The sequence below is a fragment of the Kitasatospora sp. NPDC022785 genome (assembly GCF_055561295.1).
The window spans coordinates 126,828-146,286 of the sequence record NZ_JBVHHB010000020.1; the positions used below are offsets into that span (position 1 = coordinate 126,828).

Genomic DNA, 19,459 nt, shown 5'->3' on the forward strand with positions numbered 1-19,459 from the left:
GATGAAGCTGGTCGTCGCCGGCCCGTTCGGCGTCGGCAAGACGACGCTCATCCGCACCCTCTCGGAGATCCCGACCCTCCACACGGAGGAGGCGATGACCGAGACCGGGGCCCCCGTCGACAGCACCGCGCTGCCGCCCGGCAAGGCCACCACCACGGTGGCGGTGGACTTCGGCCGCCTCACCCTGCCCGGCCAGGTGGTGCTCTACATGTTCGGCACCCCCGGCCAGCGCCGATTCTTCCCGCTCTGGCAGGACATCGCCCGCGGCGCCGTCGGCGCCCTCGTCCTGGCCGACACCCGCCGGCTGGCCGACTCCTTCGAGATCATGGACATGGTCGAGGAGCAGGGCCTGCCGTACGCGGTCGCCGTCAACCGCTTCCCCGACGCGCCCGCACACCCCGTCGAGGTGCTCCGGGCCCACCTCGACCTGCACGCCGAAACCCCGCTGGTGCTCTGCGACGCCCGCGACCGCGGCGCCAGCCTGGACGCGCTGATCGCGCTGGCCGAGCACGTCCTGCACGGCCTGCCCGCAGCACCCGACGCCGCCCCGGAGCAGCCGTGACCAGCACCGACACCACCAGCAGCACCGACACCACCGGCACGGACGCCGACACCACCGGCAGCACCGACAAAGGCGCCGCCACCACCGTCAGCACCGACAAAGGCGCCGACACCACCGTCACCGGCGCCGCCACTGTCACCGCCACCGCCGTACGCGCCACCGGCACCGACCCCGTGCGCGCCGCAACCGCGCCCGCCGACAGCGGCCCCGTCCCGATCCACGGCCCGGCGTTCGCCGCCGACCCGCAGCTCGTCTACGACCGGCTGCGCCGCTACGGCCCCGTCGCCCCGGTGGAGCTCGCCCCCGGCGTCGAGGCCCTGCTGGTCACCGACTACCAGGCCGCGCTGGACCTGCTCCGCGACACCGACACCTTCTCCAAGGACCCCCGGCCCTGGCAGCAGACCGTCCCGCCGGACTCCCCGCTGCTGCCGATGCTCGGCTACCGCCCCACCGCCTTCTTCGCCGACGGCGCCGAGCACGCCCGCTACCGCCAGGTGATCACCGACGGGCTCGCCCTGCTCGAACCGCACCTGCTGCAGCGCCGCATCGCCGAGGTCGCGCACCAGCTGATCGACGCCTTCGCGGCCACCGGCTCGGCCGACCTGATCTCCGAGTACGCGCGCCGGCTGCCGGTGGCCGTCTTCAACACCTGGTACGGCGTGCCGGAGGAGCACAGCGCCCGGCTGGTGGCCGGTATCGCGGACATGATCGAGTCCACCGAGAAGTCGGTCGCCGCCTACCTGCACCTCGTCTCGGTGGTCACCGAGATGGTCACCGACCGTCGCCTGCGGCCCCGGCACGACCTGACCTCGTGGTTCCTCACCCACCCGGCCGGGCTGGACGACGACGAGGTGGTCCGGCAGATCACCCTCACGATGATCGCCGGGCACGAGCCGACCGCCAACCTGATCGCCAACGCCCTGCTGCGGCTGCTCACCGACGCCCGCTACGCCGGTTCGCTGTTCGGCGGCGCGATGACCGCGCACCAGGCGATCGACGAGGCGCTCTGGCACGAGCCGCCGCTGGCCAACCTCTCCGCCCACTACCCGCGCTACGACGTCACCTTCCACGGCCGCGAGATCCCGGCCGGTTCGCTGGTACTGGTCTCCTACGCGGCCGCCAACTCCCAGGCCGCGCCGCCCATCGACGGCACCGAGCTGGGCAGCGGCCACTCCGCCCACCTGGCCTGGTCCGCGGGCCCGCACGCCTGCCCGGCCCGCGACCCCGCGCTGCTGATCGCGATCACCGCCATCGAGCAGCTGACCAGCCGCCTCAGCGACCTCGAACTCGCCACCCCGGCCGAGCACCTGCTCTGGCGCCCGGGCCCCTTCCACCGCGCCCTGGTCCACCTCCCGGTCCGCTTCCAGCCTGTCCCCGGGTAGCGCGGAGGCCCGGGAACCGAACCGGTTCCCGGGCCTCCGGCACGCGGGTCAGGCCTCCTCGGCCGGCTTCAGCGTCAGCGAGATGCTGTTGATGCAGTAGCGCTGGTCCGTCGGCGTCCCGTAGCCCTCGCCCTCGAAGACGTGCCCGAGGTGCCCGCCGCACGTCGCGCACCGCACCTCGACGCGGCGCATGCCGAGCGTGGTGTCCTCGATGTACTGGACGCGGTCCCCGGCGAGCGGCGCGTAGTAGGACGGCCAGCCGCAGTGGCTGTCGAACTTGGTCTCCGAGCTGAACAGCTCGGTGCCGCAGGCCCGGCAGCTGTAGACGCCGACCGTCTTGGTGTCGGTGTACTCACCGGTGAAGGGGCGCTCGGTGCCCGCCTCGCGGAGGACGTGGTACTCCTCCGGCGTGAGCTGGGCGCGCCACTCGGCGTCGGTCTTCTCGATCTCGTAGCTCATGACAGCGCACTCCCGGAGGCGGTGGACTCAGACGTTGGTGGCAACGTTCGCGAGGTGCCCGAGGATTTCCGGCCCGAGGTTGGTGACGTCCCCCGCGCCCATCGTCAGCAGCAGGTCGCCCGGGCGGGCCAGGCCGGCCAGCAGGGCGGGGGCGGCGTCGAAGGCGTGCTCGGCGGTGACGTCGGCACCGGCCCGCTTGGCCGCGTCGATGATCAGCTCGCTGGTGACGCCGGGGATCGGGTCCTCGCGGGCCGGGTAGATGTCGAGGACGACGGAGGCGTCGGCCAGGGCGAGCGCCTGGCCCATCTCCTCGGCGAGCTGCTGGGTGCGGCTGAACAGGTGCGGCTGGAAGACCACCAGCACCCGGCCCGCGCCCTCCAGACCCTCGCGGATCGCCTCCAGGTCGGCGGTCATCTCGGTCGGGTGGTGGGCGTAGGAGTCGATCACCTGGACGCCGCCCGCCTCGCCCTTGAGCTGGAGCCGGCGCCGCACGCCGGTGTAGGCGCCGAGCGCCTTGGCGAGGTCGGCGGCCGGGACGCCGAGCGCCACGCCGGCGGCCAGCGCGGCGACCGCGTTGTGGGCGTAGTGCCGGCCGGGCACCGAGACGGTGAAGGCGAGCTCGTCGCCGTCCAGCAGGACGGTGACCTCGCTGGTCATGCCGCGGGCGACCACCGACAGGACGCGGACGTCGGCGTCCTCGGCGGCGCCGACGGTGACGACGTTCAGGCCCTCGCGGCCGGCCACCCGGGAGGTCAGCTCGCGCGCACCGGAGTGGTCGGCGGAGACGACCAGGGTGCCGCCGGGGGTGATCCGGCCGACGAAGGTCTCGAAGGACTCGTAGATCTCGTCGATCGAGGCGTAGTTGGCGTGGTGGTCCAGCTCCACGTTGAGCACGATCGCCACCTCGGGCGCGTACTTGTGGAAGCTGCGGTCGCTCTCGTCGGCCTCGGCGACGAAGATCTCGCCGGTGCCGTGGTGGGCGTTGGAGCCGGGCGCGTCGAGGTCGCCGCCGATCGCGTACGAGGGGTCGAGGCCCAGCTCGCCGAGGGCGACGGCGAGCATGCTGGTGGTGGTGGTCTTGCCGTGGGTGCCGGCCACGGCCAGCGCCCGGCGGCCGCCCATCAGCGCGGCCAGCGCGTCGGAGCGGTGGACGACGGGGATGCCACGCTCGCGGGCGGCGGCCAGCTCCGGGTTGTCGGCGCGGATCGCGCTGGAGACGACGACGCTGCTGACGCCCTCGGGCAGGTTCTCGGCGGCGTGGCCGATGTGCACGACGGCACCGAGCGCGCGCAGCGCCAGGACGGTCTCGGACTCCTTGGAGTCGCTGCCGGAGACACCGGCGCCGCGGACCGCGAGGATCTTCGCCAGGCCGGACATCCCGGCGCCGCCGATGCCGATGAAGTGCGGGGCGTGCAGGTCGTGCGCGGCGTCGTTCAAGGCGGGGCTCCGTACGGGCGGGGGCAGGAACAGGGGGACAACGGGGGTCGGACGTGCGAATCGTCCTCGCGGACGGGCCGCAAGGACGATTCTGCACCACCGGTGGCGGCCTCCTCGTGCCCGAGGGCGGGCAGGCAGGGAGGCTCAGGAGTCGCTGGCGAACAGTCGCAGCACCGGGACACCCACCTTGTGCCGGGCCTGGGAGGCCCAGTCGCGGTGGAAGAACTCCTCCACGAAGTGCGGCGAGGTGAGCACCACCACCTCGTCGGCCCGGTGCTCCTCGACCACCGTGCGCAGCCGGTCCAGCGGCTTCTCCTCGACCAGCTCGCCGACCGCCTCGGCCCCGGCCCGGCGCAGGTGGCGCAGGCTGTGCTCCAGCGACTCGCCGGCCACCGTCGGCTCGTCGCCGGACTCGTCGTGCTCGCGCACCACCTTGTCGAGGTGGCCGAGCGCGACGTCGTCCAGCGCCCGCAGCAGCTCGTCCTGCTTGCCGCGCGGCTGCATCAGGACGACGAAGGACACCTTCTCGTCGCTGTGGAGCGTGGTGACCAGCTCCACATCGGCGTCGGAGAGCGCCTTTTCGATCATCAGTACCGTCTTGAACACGTGAATCCCTTCCAGTGGCCGGCCCCCGGGCCCCGGCATCGCATCCCATACTGCCCGGCGGAAGCTTTCCGCACGCTGCCCACCCGTCACACGGGCCACGCGGACGAAAGCTCCCGAACGGGATCGGGATCACGCTCCGGGGATCACGGGGTCGGCGAGGCCGAGTGCGGGTGAAGACGCAGGTAGCGGGTGAAGAGGAATCCTTTCTGCTCGATCAATGAGACCAGTCGCATCCGCTGCACGTCAGGCATTTCCGCATCGTGGATGATGCGCGGCGCGTCGCCGGCCGTGATCAACGGAGCCAGCGACAGGCACAGCTCGTCCAGCAGCCCCTGGGCCGCCAGTTGTCCCAGCAGCCGCGGGCCGCCCTCGCTCAGCAACCGCGTCCAGCCCCGCCCGGCGAGCGCCGCGACCGCCGCCCGCAGGTCCACCGAGCCCTTGCCGGCCACCACCACGTCGGCCACCTCGGCCACCGCGCGCCGGCTCTCCGCCGGGGCGTCCTCGGTGGTGATCACCACCGTCCGCACCAGCGGCTCGGTGAACAGCGGCGCCGCGAGGTCCAGCCCCAGGGAGCGGCTGACCACCGCGATCGCCGGGGCCGGGGCCTGCCCGGCCGCCCGGCGCGCCGCGGCGAACTCGGCCCGCGCCCGGCCCGGGCGGTAGCCCTCGGCGCGGACCGTCTCGGCGCCCACCAGCACCACGTCCGACAGCGCCCGCAGCACCCCGAAGATCCGCTTGTCGGCGTCCCCGGAGAGCCCCTCAGAGAGCCCGTCCAGCCCGGCCCCGCCGTCCAGGCCGGCCACCATGTTGGCGCGCAGCCACGGGCGGCCGTGATTCACCTGGTCGGGGTACGCGTAGACGGCGGCGAGCGACTCCAGCGAGGCCGGATCGGCGAACGGCTGGGCCAGCGGGCTGATCAACTGATGCATACCGCCAGTCTTCCACCGGGCTCCACCGACGGCCCCGCCCTGAGCCGTGCAGGACCAGGCGTACCCTCTACTAACGTGCCCGCAGCAGCCCCACACCCCGACGCCGCGACCGTGACCGGGTCGATAGCCACCGCTCCCGTCGCGCTCACCGACCGGCGCCCCGTCGTTCCCGCCGAGCGCCTGGTCGCCGAGATGGTCCCCCCGCCGCGCTTCTCCGACGTGAGCTTCGGGACGTACATCCCGGACCAGACCCAGCCCAGCCAGTACGAGGCCGTGCAGGTGCTGGAGCAGTTCGCCGGCACGCTCAACAGCGGCAACGGCTCCGCCCCCCGGCGCAGCTGGTTCCGCCGCAGCGCCCCCGCGCCCACCGGCCCGGCCGGCGTCTACCTGGACGGCGGCTACGGCGTCGGCAAGACCCACCTGCTCGCCTCGCTCTGGCACGCCGCGCCCGGCCCCAAGGCCTTCGGCACCTTCGTCGAGCTGACCAACCTGGTCGGCGCGCTCGGCTTCCAGCAGGCCGTGCAGACCCTCTCCGGGCACAAGCTGCTCTGCATCGACGAGTTCGAGCTGGACGACCCGGGCGACACCGTTCTGGTCTCCACCCTGCTCGGCCGCCTGGTCGAGAACGGCGTCAAGCTCTGCGCCACCTCCAACACCCTGCCGGAGAAGCTCGGCGAGGGCCGGTTCGCCGCCGCCGACTTCCTGCGCGAGATCCAGGGCCTGTCCGCCCACTTCCGCCCGATGCGGATCGACGGCCAGGACTACCGCCACCGCGGCCTCCCGGACGCCCCGCCGCCGTACGCCGACGCCCACGTGGACGCCGTCGCCGCCCGTACCCCGGGCGCCTCGCTGGACGACTTCGACGCGCTGCTGGCCCACCTCTCCGCCGTCCACCCCAGCCGCTACGGCGCGCTGCTGGACGACGTGCGGGCCGTCTGCCTGCGCGGGGTGCGGCAGGTCGACGACCAGTCCACCGCGCTGCGCCTGGTCGTCCTCGCCGACCGGATGTACGACCGCGAGCTGCCGATCACGGCCTCCGGCATCCCCTTCGACCAGGTCTTCCCGGAGGAGATGCTGCGCGGCGGCTACCGCAAGAAGTACCTGCGGGCCGTCTCCCGCCTGGTCGCCCTGGCCCGGGACAGCGCCAAGGCCGGCGCCGGGGACCGCGCGGAGTAGGCGCCGGCTGTCAGTGAGGGGTCGTACGGTGGACACGTGCGACCCATCACGAGTATTGAGCGGTCAGAGACGCCCTTCGAGGTCGTCAGTCCCTTCCAGCCCAACGGCGACCAGCCCGCGGCCATCGCCGAGCTGGAGCGCCGGATCCGCGCGGGCGAGAAGGACGTCGTCCTGCTCGGCGCCACCGGTACCGGCAAGTCGGCCACCACGGCGTGGATGATCGAGAAGCTCCAGCGCCCCACCTTGGTGATGGCGCCGAACAAGACGCTCGCGGCCCAGCTGGCCAACGAGTTCCGCGAGTTGCTGCCGAACAACGCGGTCGAGTACTTCGTCTCGTACTACGACTACTACCAGCCCGAGGCGTACGTCCCGCAGACGGACACCTACATCGAGAAGGACTCCTCGATCAACGAGGAGGTCGAGCGGCTGCGCCACTCGGCCACCAACTCGCTGCTCACCCGCCGGGACGTGGTGGTGGTCGCCTCCGTCTCCTGCATCTACGGCCTCGGCACCCCGCAGGAGTATGTCGACCGGATGGTGCGGCTCAAGGTCGGCGAGGAGATCGACCGCGACGTCCTGCTCCGCCGGTTCGTCGACATCCAGTACACCCGCAACGACCTCGCCTTCACCCGCGGCACCTTCCGGGTCCGCGGCGACACCATCGAGATCTTCCCGGTCTACGAGGAACTGGCCGTCCGGATCGAGATGTTCGGCGACGAGATCGAGGCGCTCTACACCCTGCACCCGCTCACCGGCGAGATCATCAGCCAGGACGACTCCGTCCACGTCTTCCCCGCCTCGCACTACGTGGCCGGCCCGGAGCGGATGGAGCGCGCCGTCAACGGCATCGAGCAGGAGCTGGAGCAGACGCTCGCCCGGCTGGAGAAGCAGGGCAAGCTGCTGGAGGCCCAGCGGCTGCGCATGCGCACCACCTACGACATCGAGATGCTCCGCCAGATCGGCACCTGCTCCGGCGTGGAGAACTACTCGATGCACTTCGACGGCCGCGAGCCGGGCTCCCCGCCGAACACCCTGCTCGACTACTTCCCGGAGGACTTCCTCCTGGTCATCGACGAGTCGCACGTCACCGTCCCGCAGATCGGCGCGATGTACGAGGGCGACGCCTCGCGCAAGCGCACCCTCGTCGAGCACGGCTTCCGGCTGCCCTCCGCGATGGACAACCGCCCGCTGAAGTGGGAGGAGTTCCTGGAGCGGACCGACCAGACCGTCTACCTCTCGGCCACCCCCGGCCCGTACGAGCTGTCGCGCGGTGACGGCCAGGTCGAGCAGATCATCCGCCCGACCGGCCTGATCGACCCCGAGGTGATCGTCAAGCCGACCGAGGGCCAGATCGACGACTTGGTGCACGAGGTCCGCAAGCGGGTGGAGAGGGACGAGCGCGTCCTGGTCACCACCCTCACCAAGAAGATGGCCGAGGACCTCACCGACTACATGCTCGGCCTGGACATCCGGGTCCGGTACCTGCACAGCGACGTCGACACGCTGCGCCGCGTCGAGCTGCTGCGCGAGCTGCGGGCCGGCCGGTACGACGTGCTGGTCGGCATCAACCTGCTCCGCGAGGGCCTCGACCTTCCCGAGGTCTCCCTGGTGGCGATCCTGGACGCCGACAAGGAGGGCTTCCTGCGCTCCGGCACCTCGCTGATCCAGACCATCGGCCGCGCCGCCCGTAACGTCTCCGGCCAGGTCCACATGTACGCGGACCGGATCACCCCCTCGATGGAGAAGGCGATCGAGGAGACCAACCGGCGCCGGGTCGTCCAGCAGGCCTACAACAAGAAGCACGGCATCGACCCGCAGCCGCTGCGCAAGAAGATCGGCGACATCCTGGACACCCTCGCCCGCGAGGACGTGGACACGGACGAGCTGCTCTCCTCCGGGTACCGCGGTGCGGCGTCCAAGGGCAAGGCCCCGGTGCCGGCGCTGGGCGCGGACCGCAAGCCGGCCAAGTCCCTGCCGGCAGCCGAGCTGGCCGAGCTGATCCAGTCGATGACGGACCGGATGCACGCGGCCGCGACGGACCTCCAGTTCGAGGTCGCGGCCAGGCTGCGTGACGAGGTCAAGGAGCTGAAGAAGGAGCTGCGGCAGATGCGGGAGGCGGGCATCGCCTGATTTCCCCGGGAGTGCGGGCCCACGCCGGGCCTGGCCGGTTCTGGCGCCGGTCAAGCCCCGCGGTGTCTCAGGCTCGCCACAAACGGGTAGGCGCTGGCCGGTGCGTCCCACCGCAGGCCCTAGGCTGGCCTGCGGTGCCGCCCCCGGGACGGGGCGGTCGCATCAGGGGGCCTCAGCCGGGGGACGGCAACGGGGTGTTCCACCGTGGAGCCGGCGCGGGGACCGACCGCGCGGCTGGGCAGAGAGGACAACGCCGTGTCGGTGAACCTTGCCAAGGGGCAGCAGGTCAGCCTGCAGAAGGGTTCGGGCGAGTCGCTGACCGTCGTCCGGATGGGGCTGGGGTGGAAGGCGGCGCCCAGGCGCGGTCTCTTCGGCAGCCGCACCCGGCAGATCGACCTGGACGCCTCGGCGCTGCTGTACGCCGAGCAGACCCCGTCCGACGTGGTCTTCTTCCAGCACCTGGAGAGCAACGACGGATCCGTCCGGCACACCGGCGACAACCTGGTCGGCGGCAGCGGAGCGGGCGAGGACGACGAGTCGATCCTGGTCGACCTGGTGCACGTGCCGGCGCACATCACCCAGGTGGTGTTCACCGTCAGCTCGTACACCGGGCAGACCTTCGCCGAGGTGCAGAACGCGTACTGCCGGCTGGTGGACGAGTCCACCGGGCTGGAGCTGGCCCGGTACGAGCTGGCCGGCGGCGGCCCGCACACCGGGCAGATCATGGCCAAGGTGTTCCGCGAGGCCTCCGGCGGCTGGGGCATGGAGGCGATCGGCGCGCCCGCCCGGGGCCGGACCTTCCAGGACCTGCTCCCGGCGATCGAGCCGTTCCTGTAGCGAGCCGCTCCCGCAGCAAGGCCGGAAAGCACCCCCGGAGGGGGCGCACGGGGCGGTTCTTTACCTTCTTTACCTTTCTTTGGACTTCCTGTTACTCTCGATGGCAGCGGAGGGGAGTATTCCCTCGCAGTCGTCCCGTCATCACGGGTGCCCTCGAAGCGGCACCCCGGGGCACTGGTCCGCGGACGCGCCCCAGCGGGTCCGACGGGCGGAAGAGACCTCCGGCAGTGACGATGACTGTCTCGCCTACCTGCCGGAGGAGCAGTAGTGGACGTTTCCGTAAGCATGTGGGTCGGCACGATCGGTGTGCTGGTGGCGCTGATCGTGGCCGACTTCTTCATCGGCGGGCGCAAGCCGCACGAGGTGTCGGTCAAGGAGGCCGGAATCTGGACCACGGTCTGGATCGTGCTGGCCGCGGTCTTCGGCGGGTTCCTCTGGTGGCACTCCGGTTCGCAGCCGGCCGGTGAGTTCTTCGCCGGGTACATCACCGAGAAGTCGCTCAGTGTCGACAACCTGTTCGTGTTCATTCTGATCATGGGCAAGTTCGCGGTGCCGAGGATCTACCAGCAGCGCGTGCTGATGTTCGGTGTGATCATCGCGCTGGTGCTGCGCGCGGTGTTCATCGCCGGCGGCGCGGCGCTCGTGGCGCAGTTCTCCTGGGTGTTCTTCATCTTCGGCGGCTTCCTGGTGTGGACCGCCTGGAAGCTCATCAAGGAGGCCCGGGCCGAGGAGGAGGACGACGAGTTCGAGGAGAACCGCCTGCTCAAGTCGATCGAGCGGCGCTTCCCGTCCGCCGACAAGTACCACGGCACCAAGCTCTTCATCCGGGAGAACGGCCGTCGGCTGATGACGCCGATGCTGATCGTGATGCTGGCCATCGGCACCACGGACGTGCTGTTCGCACTGGACTCGATCCCCGCGATCTTCGGCCTCACCCAGGACCCGTACATCGTGTTCACCGCCAACGCCTTCGCCCTGATGGGCCTGCGCCAGCTGTACTTCCTGATCGGCGGCCTGCTGAAGAAGCTGGTCCACCTCTCGTACGGCCTGTCGGTGATCCTCGGCTTCATCGGCGTGAAGCTGGTGCTGCACGCGCTGCACGAGCAGGGTGTGCACGTCCCCGAGATCGGCATCCCGTTCTCGCTGGGCTTCATCGTGGTGGTGCTCGCCATCACCACCGTGACCAGCCTGATGGCCTCGAAGAAGCAGGAGCGGGAAGCGGTGGAGTCGGAGAAGATCGACGCCTGACGCCTGACGCCTGACGCCTGACGCCTGACGCGTGACGCGTGACGCGTGACGCCTCACGCATAGCACGGCGGGCCCGCGACCGGACAGTGGTCGCGGGCCCGCCGTCGTTCCCGGCCGCCGGGGCGGCTCCTACCAACCGCGCTTGCGCCAGGCGGGCAGCTGGGGTCGCTCGGCGCCGAGGGTGGTGTCGTTGCCGTGGCCGGGGTAGACCCAGGCCTCGTCCGGCAGGACGTCGAAGATCTTCTCGTTGACGTCCCGGAAGAGGCTCTCGAAGGCCGCCTCGTCGCCCCAGGTGTTCCCCACGCCGCCTGGGAAGAGGCAGTCGCCGGTGAAGACGTGCTGGTGGCCCTGGGGGTCGTCGTAGACCAGCACGATCGCGCCCGGCGTGTGGCCGACCAGGTGCCGGACGGTCAGCTCCACCTGGCCGACCCGCAGGGTGTCGCCGTCCGCCAGCAGCACCTCGGTGGGGACGTCGATGCCCTCGGCGTCGTGCACGCCGGCCGCGGTGCGGGCGCCGGTGGCCGCGACCACCTCGGCGAGCGCGCCCCAGTGGTCGTGGTGGCGGTGCGTGGTGACCACGGTGGCCAGGTCCTCGCCGACGGTCTCCAGCAGCACCGGCGCGTCGGCGGCGGCGTCGATCAGCAGCTGCTCGTCGGTGGCCCGGCAGCGCAGCAGGTAGGCGTTGTTGTCGTACGGCCCGACGGCCACCTTCGTGATGATCAGATGGGCCAGCTCGCGCACGTCCGGCGGTCCGCCGACCTTGACCGCTCCGTGGTACGTCATCCGTCCGCTCCTCGAATCGTGGATGGATCGCCTTGGGGCGAGTCCTCGCAGTCCTGCCCTGACAGCATCGTCCCGCCGTCAGCCCAGCGGGGGAAGCGGGGGCAGCGCGGCGCGGCCGTCGGCGAGCTGGACGCCGCCCCGGTGGACCTGGAGGCCGTCGCCGTCGGAGCGGCCGGAGAGCCAGGCGGTGAGCGCCCGCACGGGGCCCTCGGCGGTGAGCTCCGCGGTGCCCCCGGAGCCGATCCCGGCCCGGTCCTCGGTGTCGTCGGCGACCAGCTCGATCGCGGGCAGGCCCTCGGCGCCGGCCAGCTTCTCCGCCAGGCGGCGGAACTCGGCCACCGCGAAGACCTCGGGCCAGTGCGCGGGGGTGTAGCCGGCGTCCAGGTCGACGTGGTGGTACTCGACCTCCATCAGCCGCTTCCAGGGGAGGTCGTGCGCAGGGAAGGTGTAGCCGCTGCGGTGCCGCAGTGTGGCCGTCCAGGCCTCGTCGGGCAGCAGAGCGGCCGCCGCGGCGAACCGCTCGGCCGAGGCGCGCAGGTCGTCGAGCTGGACGTCCAGCGGGCGCGGCGCGCCGGCCTCGATGTCCTGGTCGCGGGCCTCGTTGCTGGCGTACTGCGGGATGTCGGTGCCGGTGCGGGCGCCGTTCAGCAGGTTGACCAGGGAGTCGGCGTTGCGGGCGACGTGGGCCAGGACGTGGCCCCTGGTCCAGCCGGGCAGGGCGGAGGGCTCGGCGACGGCCTCCGGCTTCAGCCCGGAGACGCCGTGCAGCAGGTGCCCGGTGCTCTGGACGACCAGGCGCAGCCGCTCGTGGGCGAGCGCGGCGGCGGCGGTGGCGGTCTCGGGGGTGGTCATCGGGTACGGCCTCCGGTTGACGGTCCTGCGAGCGTTGCCCGGGCAGGCCCTCGCTCGTTGACGAGGGTGACGCTATCGCCGATGCCACGGCTGAGCAGGGCTTTTCTCGAACTGCCGGGGTCCGCGCCCCATGAGCGCTTCACTCGTTCGGGTGGACCCGGCTGGACGAGCTCGATAATCGAACGCGTGAGCTAGTAGGCTGGCTGCCGCATCCTGGAAGAAGTACGCATCACTTTCACCAGCCATCTCGCCCCGGAGAAAGGCGCCAGAAGCAGTGGCCGACCGCCTCATCGTCCGCGGTGCTCGCGAGCACAACCTCAAGAACGTCTCGCTCGACCTGCCCCGCGACTCCCTCATCGTCTTCACGGGCCTCTCCGGGTCCGGCAAGTCCTCGCTGGCCTTCGACACGATCTTCGCCGAGGGGCAGCGCCGGTACGTCGAGTCGCTGTCCTCCTATGCCCGCCAGTTCCTCGGGCAGATGGACAAGCCCGACGTCGACTTCATCGAGGGCCTCTCCCCGGCCGTCTCGATCGACCAGAAGTCCACCAACCGCAACCCGCGCTCGACCGTCGGCACCATCACCGAGGTCTACGACTACCTGCGCCTGCTGTTCGCCCGGATCGGCAAGCCGCACTGCCCGCACTGCGGCCGCCCGATCGCCAAGCAGTCCCCGCAGGCCATCGTGGACAAGGTGCTGGAGCTCACCGAGGGCACCCGGTTCCAGGTGCTCAGCCCGGTGGTGCGCGAGCGCAAGGGCGAGTTCGTCGACCTCTTCGCCGACCTCCAGTCCAAGGGCTACGCCCGCGCCCGGGTGGACGGCGAGACGATCCAGCTCGCCGAGCCGCCCAAGCTCAAGAAGCAGGAGAAGCACACCGTCGAGGTGGTGATCGACCGCCTCACCGTCAAGGAGAGCGCCAAGCGCCGCCTGACCGACTCGGTGGAGACGGCCCTGCGGCTGAGCGGCGGCATGGTCGTGCTCGACTTCGTCGACCTCCCGGAGGGGGATCCGGAGCGCGAGCGGATGTACTCCGAGCACCTCTACTGCCCGTACGACGACGTGTCGTTCGAGGAGCTGGAGCCGCGCTCGTTCTCGTTCAACTCGCCATTCGGCGCCTGCCCGGACTGCTCGGGCCTGGGCAACCGGATGGAGGTGGACCCGGAGCTGGTCGTCCCCGACGACGAGAAGTCGCTGGACGAGGGTGCCATCCACCCGTGGTCCGGCGGCCACACCAAGGAGTACTTCCAGCGGCTGATCGACGCCCTCGCCGGCGAGCTGGGCTTCCGTACCGACATCCCCTGGGCCGGGCTGCCGGCGCGTGCCAGGAAGGCGCTGCTGTACGGGCACAAGCACCAGGTCGAGGTGCGCTACCGCAACCGCTACGGGCGGGACCGCTCGTACACCACGGGCTTCGAGGGCGCCGTCCCGTTCATCCAGCGCCGCCACACCGAGGCGGAGAGCGACTCCAGCCGCGAGCGCTTCGAGGGCTACATGCGCGAGGTGCCCTGCCCGACGTGCGAGGGCACCCGGCTCAAGCCGGTGGTGCTCGCCGTCACCGTCGAGGGCCGGTCGATCGCGGACGTCTCGGCGATGTCGATCAGCGACTGCTCGGACTTCCTCGGCGCGATGAAGCTCAACGCCCGGGACAAGCAGATCGCCGAGCGCGTCCTCAAGGAGGTCAACGAGCGGCTGCGCTTCCTGGTCGACGTCGGCCTGGACTACCTCTCGCTCAACCGCGCGGCCGGCACCCTCTCCGGCGGCGAGGCCCAGCGGATCCGGCTCGCCACCCAGATCGGCTCCGGCCTGGTCGGCGTGCTCTACGTGCTGGACGAGCCCTCCATCGGCCTGCACCAGCGCGACAACCACCGCCTGATCGAGACCCTCGTCCGGCTGCGGGACATCGGCAACACCCTGATCGTCGTCGAGCACGACGAGGACACCATCAAGATGGCCGACTGGGTGGTCGACATCGGGCCCGGCGCCGGCGAGCACGGCGGCAAGGTGGTGCACTCCGGTTCGCTGAAGCAGCTGCTCGGCAACAAGGAGTCGCTGACCGGCCAGTACCTCTCCGGCAAGAGGTCCATCCCGATCCCGGCCGCCCGCCGCGACCGGGACAAGAAGCGCCAGCTGACCGTCCACGGCGCCCGCGAGCACAACCTCAAGGACGTCACGGTCGGCTTCCCGCTCGGCACCTTCACCGCGATCACCGGCGTCTCCGGCTCCGGCAAGTCGACGCTGGTCAACGACATCCTCTACACCCACCTCGCCCGGGAGCTGAACGGCGCCCGCAGCGTGCCGGGCAGGCACACCCGGATCACCGGCACCGACCTGGTGGACAAGGTGGTGCACGTCGACCAGTCGCCGATCGGCCGCACCCCGCGCTCCAACCCGGCCACCTACACCGGCGTGTTCGACCACGTCCGGCGGCTCTTCGCGGAGACGCAGGAGGCCAAGGTCCGCGGCTACCTGCCCGGCCGGTTCTCGTTCAACGTCAAGGGCGGCCGCTGCGAGAACTGCTCCGGTGACGGCACCATCAAGATCGAGATGAACTTCCTGCCCGACGTCTACGTGCCGTGCGAGGTCTGCCACGGCGCCCGGTACAACCGGGAGACGCTGGAGGTCCACTACAAGGGCAAGTCCATCGCCGAGGTGCTGGACATGCCGATCGAGGAGGCGCTGCACTTCTTCGAGGCCGTCCCGGCGATCGCCCGCCACCTGAGGACGCTCAACGACGTCGGCCTCGGCTACGTCCGGCTCGGCCAGTCCGCGCCGACGCTCTCCGGCGGCGAGGCGCAGCGCGTCAAACTCGCCTCCGAGCTCCAGAAGCGCTCCACCGGGCGGACGGTCTACGTGCTGGACGAGCCCACCACCGGTCTGCACTTCGAGGACATCAGCAAGCTGATCAAGGTGCTCTCCGGCCTGGTGGAGAAGGGCAACACGGTGATCGTCATCGAGCACAACCTCGATGTGATCAAGACCGCCGACTGGATCGTCGACATGGGCCCCGAGGGCGGCTCCGGCGGCGGCATGGTGGTCGCCGAGGGCACCCCGGAGCAGATCGCGGCCGTCCCGGAGAGCCACACCGGCAAGTTCCTGCGGGACATCCTCCCGGGCGAGTTCACCGACGCCCCGGTCGCGGTCAAGGCCCCGCGCAAACGGGCCGCCGCGAAGAAGTAGCCCCCGGAGCAGCACCGCGCGACGCCCTCACCGGCCGCCCCCGCCCCAGGGGGCGGCCGGTGAGGGCCGCATAGACTTCCCGGCGACCGCAGCAGCCGAGCCCGCCGCCAGACCAGGAGCGAACCCATGTCCGAGGCCCCCGAGAGCCCGCAGGCCGAGAGCCCCGCCACCTCCCGCCGCACCCTGCTCTGCGGGGCCGCGGCCGTCCTCGCCGCCGGCGGCGGAGCCCTGGCGGTCTCCGGCTGTTCGTCCTCCTCCGGCTCGTCCGGCTCCTCCTCCGCCAAGACCCCGGTGGACGTCGGCCCGGCCGCCGCCGTGCCGGTCGGCGGCGGCACCGTCTACCGCGATCAGAAGATCGTGGTGACCCAGCCGGCCGAGGGCCAGTACAAGGCGTTCAGCGCCAAGTGCACCCACGCCGGCTGCATCGTCGACCAGGTCAAGAACCAGAAGATCCAATGCCCCTGCCACGGCAGCATGTTCGGCATCACCGACGGCGCGGTGCTGGACGGCCCCGCCCCCACCCCACTGCCCCAGTACACGGTGGCGGTCGAGGGCGGCAACCTCAAGGTGACCCCGAGCTGAAGCAGTTGATCTCCGCCCAGTTGATCTCCCCTCCGCAGGCCCGGCCCGACTCGGTACGGTGGACCCATGGCTGACCCGTCCACCTACCGCCCGGCGCCGGGCGCGATCCCGACCTCGCCGGGTGTCTACAAGTTCCGCGACGCCCACGGCCGGGTCATCTACGTGGGCAAGGCCAAGAGCCTGCGCCCCCGGCTGTCGTCCTACTTCCAGGACCTCGCCGGGCTGCACCCGCGTACCGCGACGATGGTGACCACCGCGGCCTCGGTGGAGTGGACGGTGGTCGCCACCGAGGTCGAGGCGCTCCAGCTGGAGTACTCCTGGATCAAGGAGTTCGACCCCCGCTTCAACGTCAAGTACCGCGACGACAAGAGCTATCCGGAGCTGGCGGTCACCCTCGACGAGGAGTACCCGCGGGTCCAGGTGATGCGCGGGGCGCACAAGAAGGGCGTGCGCTACTTCGGCCCGTACGGGCACGCCTGGGCGATCCGCGAGACGGTCGACCTGCTGCTGCGCGTCTTCCCCGTGCGCACCTGCTCCAACGGCGTCTTCAAGCGCGCCCGCCAGGTCGGCCGGCCCTGCCTGCTCGGCTACATCGGCAAGTGCGCCGCGCCCTGCGTCGGCAAGGTCTCGGCCGACGAACACCGGGCGCTCGCCGAGGACTTCTGCGACTTCATGGCCGGCCGCACCGGCAACTACCTGCGCCGGCTGGAAGAGCAGATGCAGGAGGCCGCCGCGGAGATGGAGTACGAGAAGGCGGCCCGTCTGCGCGACGACATCGGGGCGCTCAAGCGCGCGATGGAGAAGAACGCCATCGTGCTCGCCGACGCCACCGACGCCGACCTGCTCGCCCTCGCCGAGGACGAGCTGGAGGCCGCCGTCCAGATCTTCCACGTCCGCGGCGGCAGGGTCCGCGGCCAGCGCGGCTGGGTCACCGACAAGGTCGAGGACGTGGACACCGCGGGCCTGGTCGAGCACGCCCTCCAGCAGCTCTACGGCAGCACCAGGGGGGACGAGCGGAACGAGTCCGTCCCGCGCGAGGTGCTGGTGCCCGCGCTGCCCGAGCCGGCCGAGCCGGTGAAGGAGTGGCTGAGCAGCCTGCGCGGCGCCCAGGTGGACCTTCGCATCCCGCAGCGCGGCGACAAGAAGGACCTGATGGCCACCGTGCAGCGCAACGCCCAGCAGGCGCTGGCGCTGCACAAGACCAAGCGCGCCTCCGACCTCACCACCCGCAGCCGCGCCCTCCAGGAGATCGCCGACGCGCTGGAGCTGGACTCCGTGCCGCTGCGCATCGAGTGCTTCGACATCTCGCACCTCCAGGGCGAGGACGTGGTCGCCTCGATGGTGGTCTTCGAGGACGGCCTGGCCCGCAAGAGCGAGTACCGTCGCTTCCAGATCAAGGGTTTCGAGGGCCAGGACGACGTCCGCTCGATGCACGAGGTGATCAGCCGGCGGTTCCGCCGCTACCTCCAGGAGCGCGAGGAGACGGGGGAGTGGGCCGTCCCCGAGGCCGACGACCCGGGCGCCGCGCCCGCCGCCGACGGCACCCCGGAGACCCCCGCCGACGGCGCCCCGGAGACCCCCGCCGAGGGCGGCTCCGAGATCCCCGCCGGGCCGATCGACCCGGACACGGGCCGCCCCCGCCGCTTCGCCTACCCGCCACAGCTGTTGGTCGTCGACGGCGGCCAGCCGCAGGTCGCGGCCGCCAGGCGTGCCCTGGACGAGCTGGGCATCGACGACGTCGCGCTCTGCGGCCTGGCCAAGCGTCTGGAGGAGGTCTGGCTGCCCGGTGAGGACGACCCGGTGGTCCTGCCGCGCAGCAGCGAGGGCCTCTACCTGCTCCAGCGGGTCCGCGACGAGGCGCACCGCTTCGCCATCACCTACCAGCGCAACAAGCGTTCCAAACGACTCACCGCCGGGGAGCTGGACTCCGTCCCCGGCCTCGGCGAGACTCGCCGCCAGGCGCTGCTCAAGCACTTCGGCTCGCTGAAGAAGCTCCGTGCGGCCACCGTCGACGAACTCTGCGCCGTCCCCGGCATCGGACGCCGGACGGCGGAGACTGTTGCGGCAGCGTTGGCGTCCCGTACACCCGCGGCACCGGCTGTGAACACCGCCACCGGCGAGATCATCGATGACAGCGCCGACGCGGCCGGCCCAGCGGCCGCCGCAGCGCCCCAGACCGCACCGTCCCAGGAGACGCCATGACGGCCGACGCCGCCCGTCAGCCGGCGCGCCCCGCTCTCACTCGCCCGAGTGAGCCGGGGAAGCGTGCCCGCGCGACGCGCGTTCTCCTCAGCAGAACCATCGAGAGCGGGGAACCGAAGTGACCATGTCCGACCATGGGGGTACCACCCGGCCGGAGGCTGGGGGAGAGAACGCCCCGGAACTGGTGATCATCTCCGGCATGTCCGGAGCAGGCCGCTCCACCGCGGCCAAGTGCCTGGAGGACCTCGGCTGGTTCGTGGTGGACAACCTGCCGCCGGCCCTCATCCCGACCATGGTCGACCTCGGCGCCCGCTCCCAGGGCAACGTGGCGCGGATCGGTGCCGTGGTGGACGTCCGCGGCCGGCAGTTCTTCGACGACCTGCTCACCTCGCTGGACGAGCTGGAGAAGCGCGGCGTCCGGCTGCGCGTCGTCTTCCTGGACTCCTCCGACGACGCCCTGGTCCGCCGCTTCGAGAGCGTCCGCCGCCCGCACCCGCTCCAGGCCGACGGCCGGATCGTCGACGGCATCGCCCAGGAGCGCGACCTGCTGCGCGAGCTGCGGGGCGAGGCCGACCTGGTGATCGACACCTCCAACCTCAACGTGCACCAGCTGCGCGCCAAGCTCGACGCCCAGTTCGCCGACCACGACGAGCCCGAGCTGCGCGCCACCGTGATGTCCTTCGGCTTCAAGTACGGTCTGCCGGTCGACGCCGACCTCGTGGTGGACTGTCGCTTCCTGCCCAACCCGCACTGGGTCCCCGAGTTGCGCGCCCGCACCGGCACCGACGCCGACGTCGCCGACTACGTGTTCCAGCAGCCCGGCGCCAACGAGTTCCTCAACGGCTACACCGAGCTGCTGCGGATCGTGACCGAGGGGTACCGCCGCGAGGGGAAGCGCTACATGACGCTTGCCGTAGGCTGCACCGGTGGCAAGCACCGCAGCGTCGCGATGTCCGAGCGCCTGACGAAGCGTCTCATCGCGGACGGAGTGGAAACCGTGCTCGTCCACCGTGACATGGGACGGGAGTAGCCGCCTCGCCCCTGCCGGGCCGCCGGCGGAGGGCCGGCGGCGGGCAAGAGGAACGCGAGGTAGGTGTGA

Annotated in this window: 16 protein-coding genes; 10 read left to right on the plus strand and 6 right to left on the minus strand. The window is 71.4% G+C overall.

Annotated features, from left to right (window positions below; translation table 11 throughout):
• Position 1: 1 nt before the first annotated feature.
• Positions 2–562, plus strand: coding sequence for a GTP-binding protein (locus ACZ3YO_RS27495; RefSeq protein ID WP_465547536.1), 561 nt, complete (start codon positions 2–4; stop codon positions 560–562).
• The gene (locus tag ACZ3YO_RS27500; RefSeq protein ID WP_465574230.1) at positions 559–1,944 is read left to right on the plus strand and encodes a cytochrome P450; all 1,386 of its coding nucleotides are present in this window, start codon (positions 559–561) and stop codon (positions 1,942–1,944) included. The genes ACZ3YO_RS27495 and ACZ3YO_RS27500 overlap by 4 nt, the downstream gene beginning before the upstream one ends.
• 48 nt (positions 1,945–1,992) lie before the next feature.
• Here ACZ3YO_RS27500 and msrB read toward each other — a convergent pair whose 3' ends face one another.
• From msrB to ACZ3YO_RS27520, 4 genes are all read right to left on the minus strand, one after another.
• The gene (gene msrB, locus ACZ3YO_RS27505; RefSeq protein ID WP_465547488.1) at positions 1,993–2,403 is read right to left on the minus strand and encodes a peptide-methionine (R)-S-oxide reductase MsrB; all 411 of its coding nucleotides are present in this window, start codon (positions 2,401–2,403) and stop codon (positions 1,993–1,995) included.
• A 27-nt stretch (positions 2,404–2,430) separates the two neighbouring features.
• The gene (gene murC / locus ACZ3YO_RS27510; protein WP_465547538.1) at positions 2,431–3,819 is read right to left on the minus strand and encodes a UDP-N-acetylmuramate--L-alanine ligase; all 1,389 of its coding nucleotides are present in this window, start codon (positions 3,817–3,819) and stop codon (positions 2,431–2,433) included.
• A 165-nt stretch (positions 3,820–3,984) separates the two neighbouring features.
• Positions 3,985–4,446 carry an indole-3-glycerol phosphate synthase gene (locus ACZ3YO_RS27515; RefSeq protein ID WP_396320536.1) on the minus strand — a complete coding sequence of 154 codons (462 nt, stop codon included), beginning with the start codon at positions 4,444–4,446 and terminating at the stop codon, positions 3,985–3,987.
• A 143-nt stretch (positions 4,447–4,589) separates the two neighbouring features.
• Positions 4,590–5,375 (minus strand): dihydrofolate reductase family protein, encoded by a 786-nt coding sequence (locus ACZ3YO_RS27520; protein WP_396320535.1) that lies wholly within the window; start codon positions 5,373–5,375, stop codon positions 4,590–4,592.
• A gap of 75 nt (positions 5,376–5,450) precedes the next feature.
• Here ACZ3YO_RS27520 and zapE point away from each other — a divergent pair, with 75 nt between their 5' ends.
• From zapE to ACZ3YO_RS27540, 4 genes are all read left to right on the plus strand, one after another.
• Positions 5,451–6,551 (plus strand): cell division protein ZapE, encoded by a 1,101-nt coding sequence (zapE, locus tag ACZ3YO_RS27525; protein WP_396320534.1) that lies wholly within the window; start codon positions 5,451–5,453, stop codon positions 6,549–6,551.
• 36 nt (positions 6,552–6,587) lie between these two features.
• Entirely contained in the window at positions 6,588–8,681 is a 2,094-nt protein-coding gene (uvrB, locus tag ACZ3YO_RS27530; protein ID WP_465547490.1) for an excinuclease ABC subunit UvrB, read from the plus strand.
• A gap of 255 nt (positions 8,682–8,936) precedes the next feature.
• Positions 8,937–9,518 carry a TerD family protein gene (locus ACZ3YO_RS27535; protein ID WP_465547491.1) on the plus strand — a complete coding sequence of 194 codons (582 nt, stop codon included), beginning with the start codon at positions 8,937–8,939 and terminating at the stop codon, positions 9,516–9,518.
• Positions 9,519–9,785: 267 nt separating this feature from the next.
• Positions 9,786–10,766: a TerC family protein gene (locus tag ACZ3YO_RS27540; RefSeq protein WP_465574234.1), complete on the plus strand. Its 981-nt coding sequence runs from the start codon at positions 9,786–9,788 to the stop codon at positions 10,764–10,766.
• Between the two features lie 129 nt (positions 10,767–10,895).
• Here the strand turns inward: ACZ3YO_RS27540 and ACZ3YO_RS27545 are convergent, their stop codons facing one another.
• Together ACZ3YO_RS27545 and ACZ3YO_RS27550 are read right to left on the minus strand one after the other, a co-directional pair.
• Entirely contained in the window at positions 10,896–11,549 is a 654-nt protein-coding gene (locus ACZ3YO_RS27545) for an MBL fold metallo-hydrolase (protein ID WP_465574235.1), read from the minus strand.
• A gap of 78 nt (positions 11,550–11,627) precedes the next feature.
• A complete protein-coding gene (locus ACZ3YO_RS27550; protein ID WP_465574237.1) occupies positions 11,628–12,401 on the minus strand; it encodes a maleylpyruvate isomerase family mycothiol-dependent enzyme in 774 nt (257 codons plus the stop codon).
• 274 nt (positions 12,402–12,675) lie between these two features.
• On the opposite strand from ACZ3YO_RS27550, the gene uvrA reads away from it, so the two are divergent.
• The 4 genes from uvrA (at position 12,676) to rapZ (ending at position 19,390) form a co-directional block, all read left to right on the plus strand.
• On the plus strand, positions 12,676–15,576 hold the full coding sequence (gene uvrA / locus ACZ3YO_RS27555; RefSeq protein WP_465574240.1) for an excinuclease ABC subunit UvrA: 2,901 nt from the start codon (positions 12,676–12,678) through the stop codon (positions 15,574–15,576).
• A gap of 126 nt (positions 15,577–15,702) precedes the next feature.
• On the plus strand, positions 15,703–16,158 hold the full coding sequence (locus ACZ3YO_RS27560) for a Rieske (2Fe-2S) protein (RefSeq protein ID WP_465574243.1): 456 nt from the start codon (positions 15,703–15,705) through the stop codon (positions 16,156–16,158).
• Between the two features lie 66 nt (positions 16,159–16,224).
• Positions 16,225–18,360, plus strand: a complete 2,136-nt coding sequence (uvrC, locus tag ACZ3YO_RS27565; protein WP_465574246.1) for an excinuclease ABC subunit UvrC — start codon at positions 16,225–16,227, stop codon at positions 18,358–18,360.
• Positions 18,361–18,484: 124 nt separating this feature from the next.
• Positions 18,485–19,390, plus strand: a complete 906-nt coding sequence (gene rapZ / locus ACZ3YO_RS27570; protein ID WP_396320524.1) for an RNase adapter RapZ — start codon at positions 18,485–18,487, stop codon at positions 19,388–19,390.
• Positions 19,391–19,459: the final 69 nt, after the last annotated feature.

Coding starts and splice junctions, on each gene's coding strand:
- ACZ3YO_RS27520 (WP_396320535.1), bottom strand. CDS start 5,375: ATGCATCAGTTGATCAGCCCGCTGGCCCAGCCGTTCGCCGATCCGGCC.
- ACZ3YO_RS27495 (WP_465547536.1), top strand. CDS start 2: ATGAAGCTGGTCGTCGCCGGCCCGTTCGGCGTCGGCAAGACGACGCTC.
- msrB (WP_465547488.1), bottom strand. CDS start 2,403: ATGAGCTACGAGATCGAGAAGACCGACGCCGAGTGGCGCGCCCAGCTC.
- uvrC (WP_465574246.1), top strand. CDS start 16,225: ATGGCTGACCCGTCCACCTACCGCCCGGCGCCGGGCGCGATCCCGACC.
- ACZ3YO_RS27560 (WP_465574243.1), top strand. CDS start 15,703: ATGTCCGAGGCCCCCGAGAGCCCGCAGGCCGAGAGCCCCGCCACCTCC.
- rapZ (WP_396320524.1), top strand. CDS start 18,485: ATGTCCGACCATGGGGGTACCACCCGGCCGGAGGCTGGGGGAGAGAAC.
- ACZ3YO_RS27545 (WP_465574235.1), bottom strand. CDS start 11,549: ATGACGTACCACGGAGCGGTCAAGGTCGGCGGACCGCCGGACGTGCGC.
- ACZ3YO_RS27550 (WP_465574237.1), bottom strand. CDS start 12,401: ATGACCACCCCCGAGACCGCCACCGCCGCCGCCGCGCTCGCCCACGAG.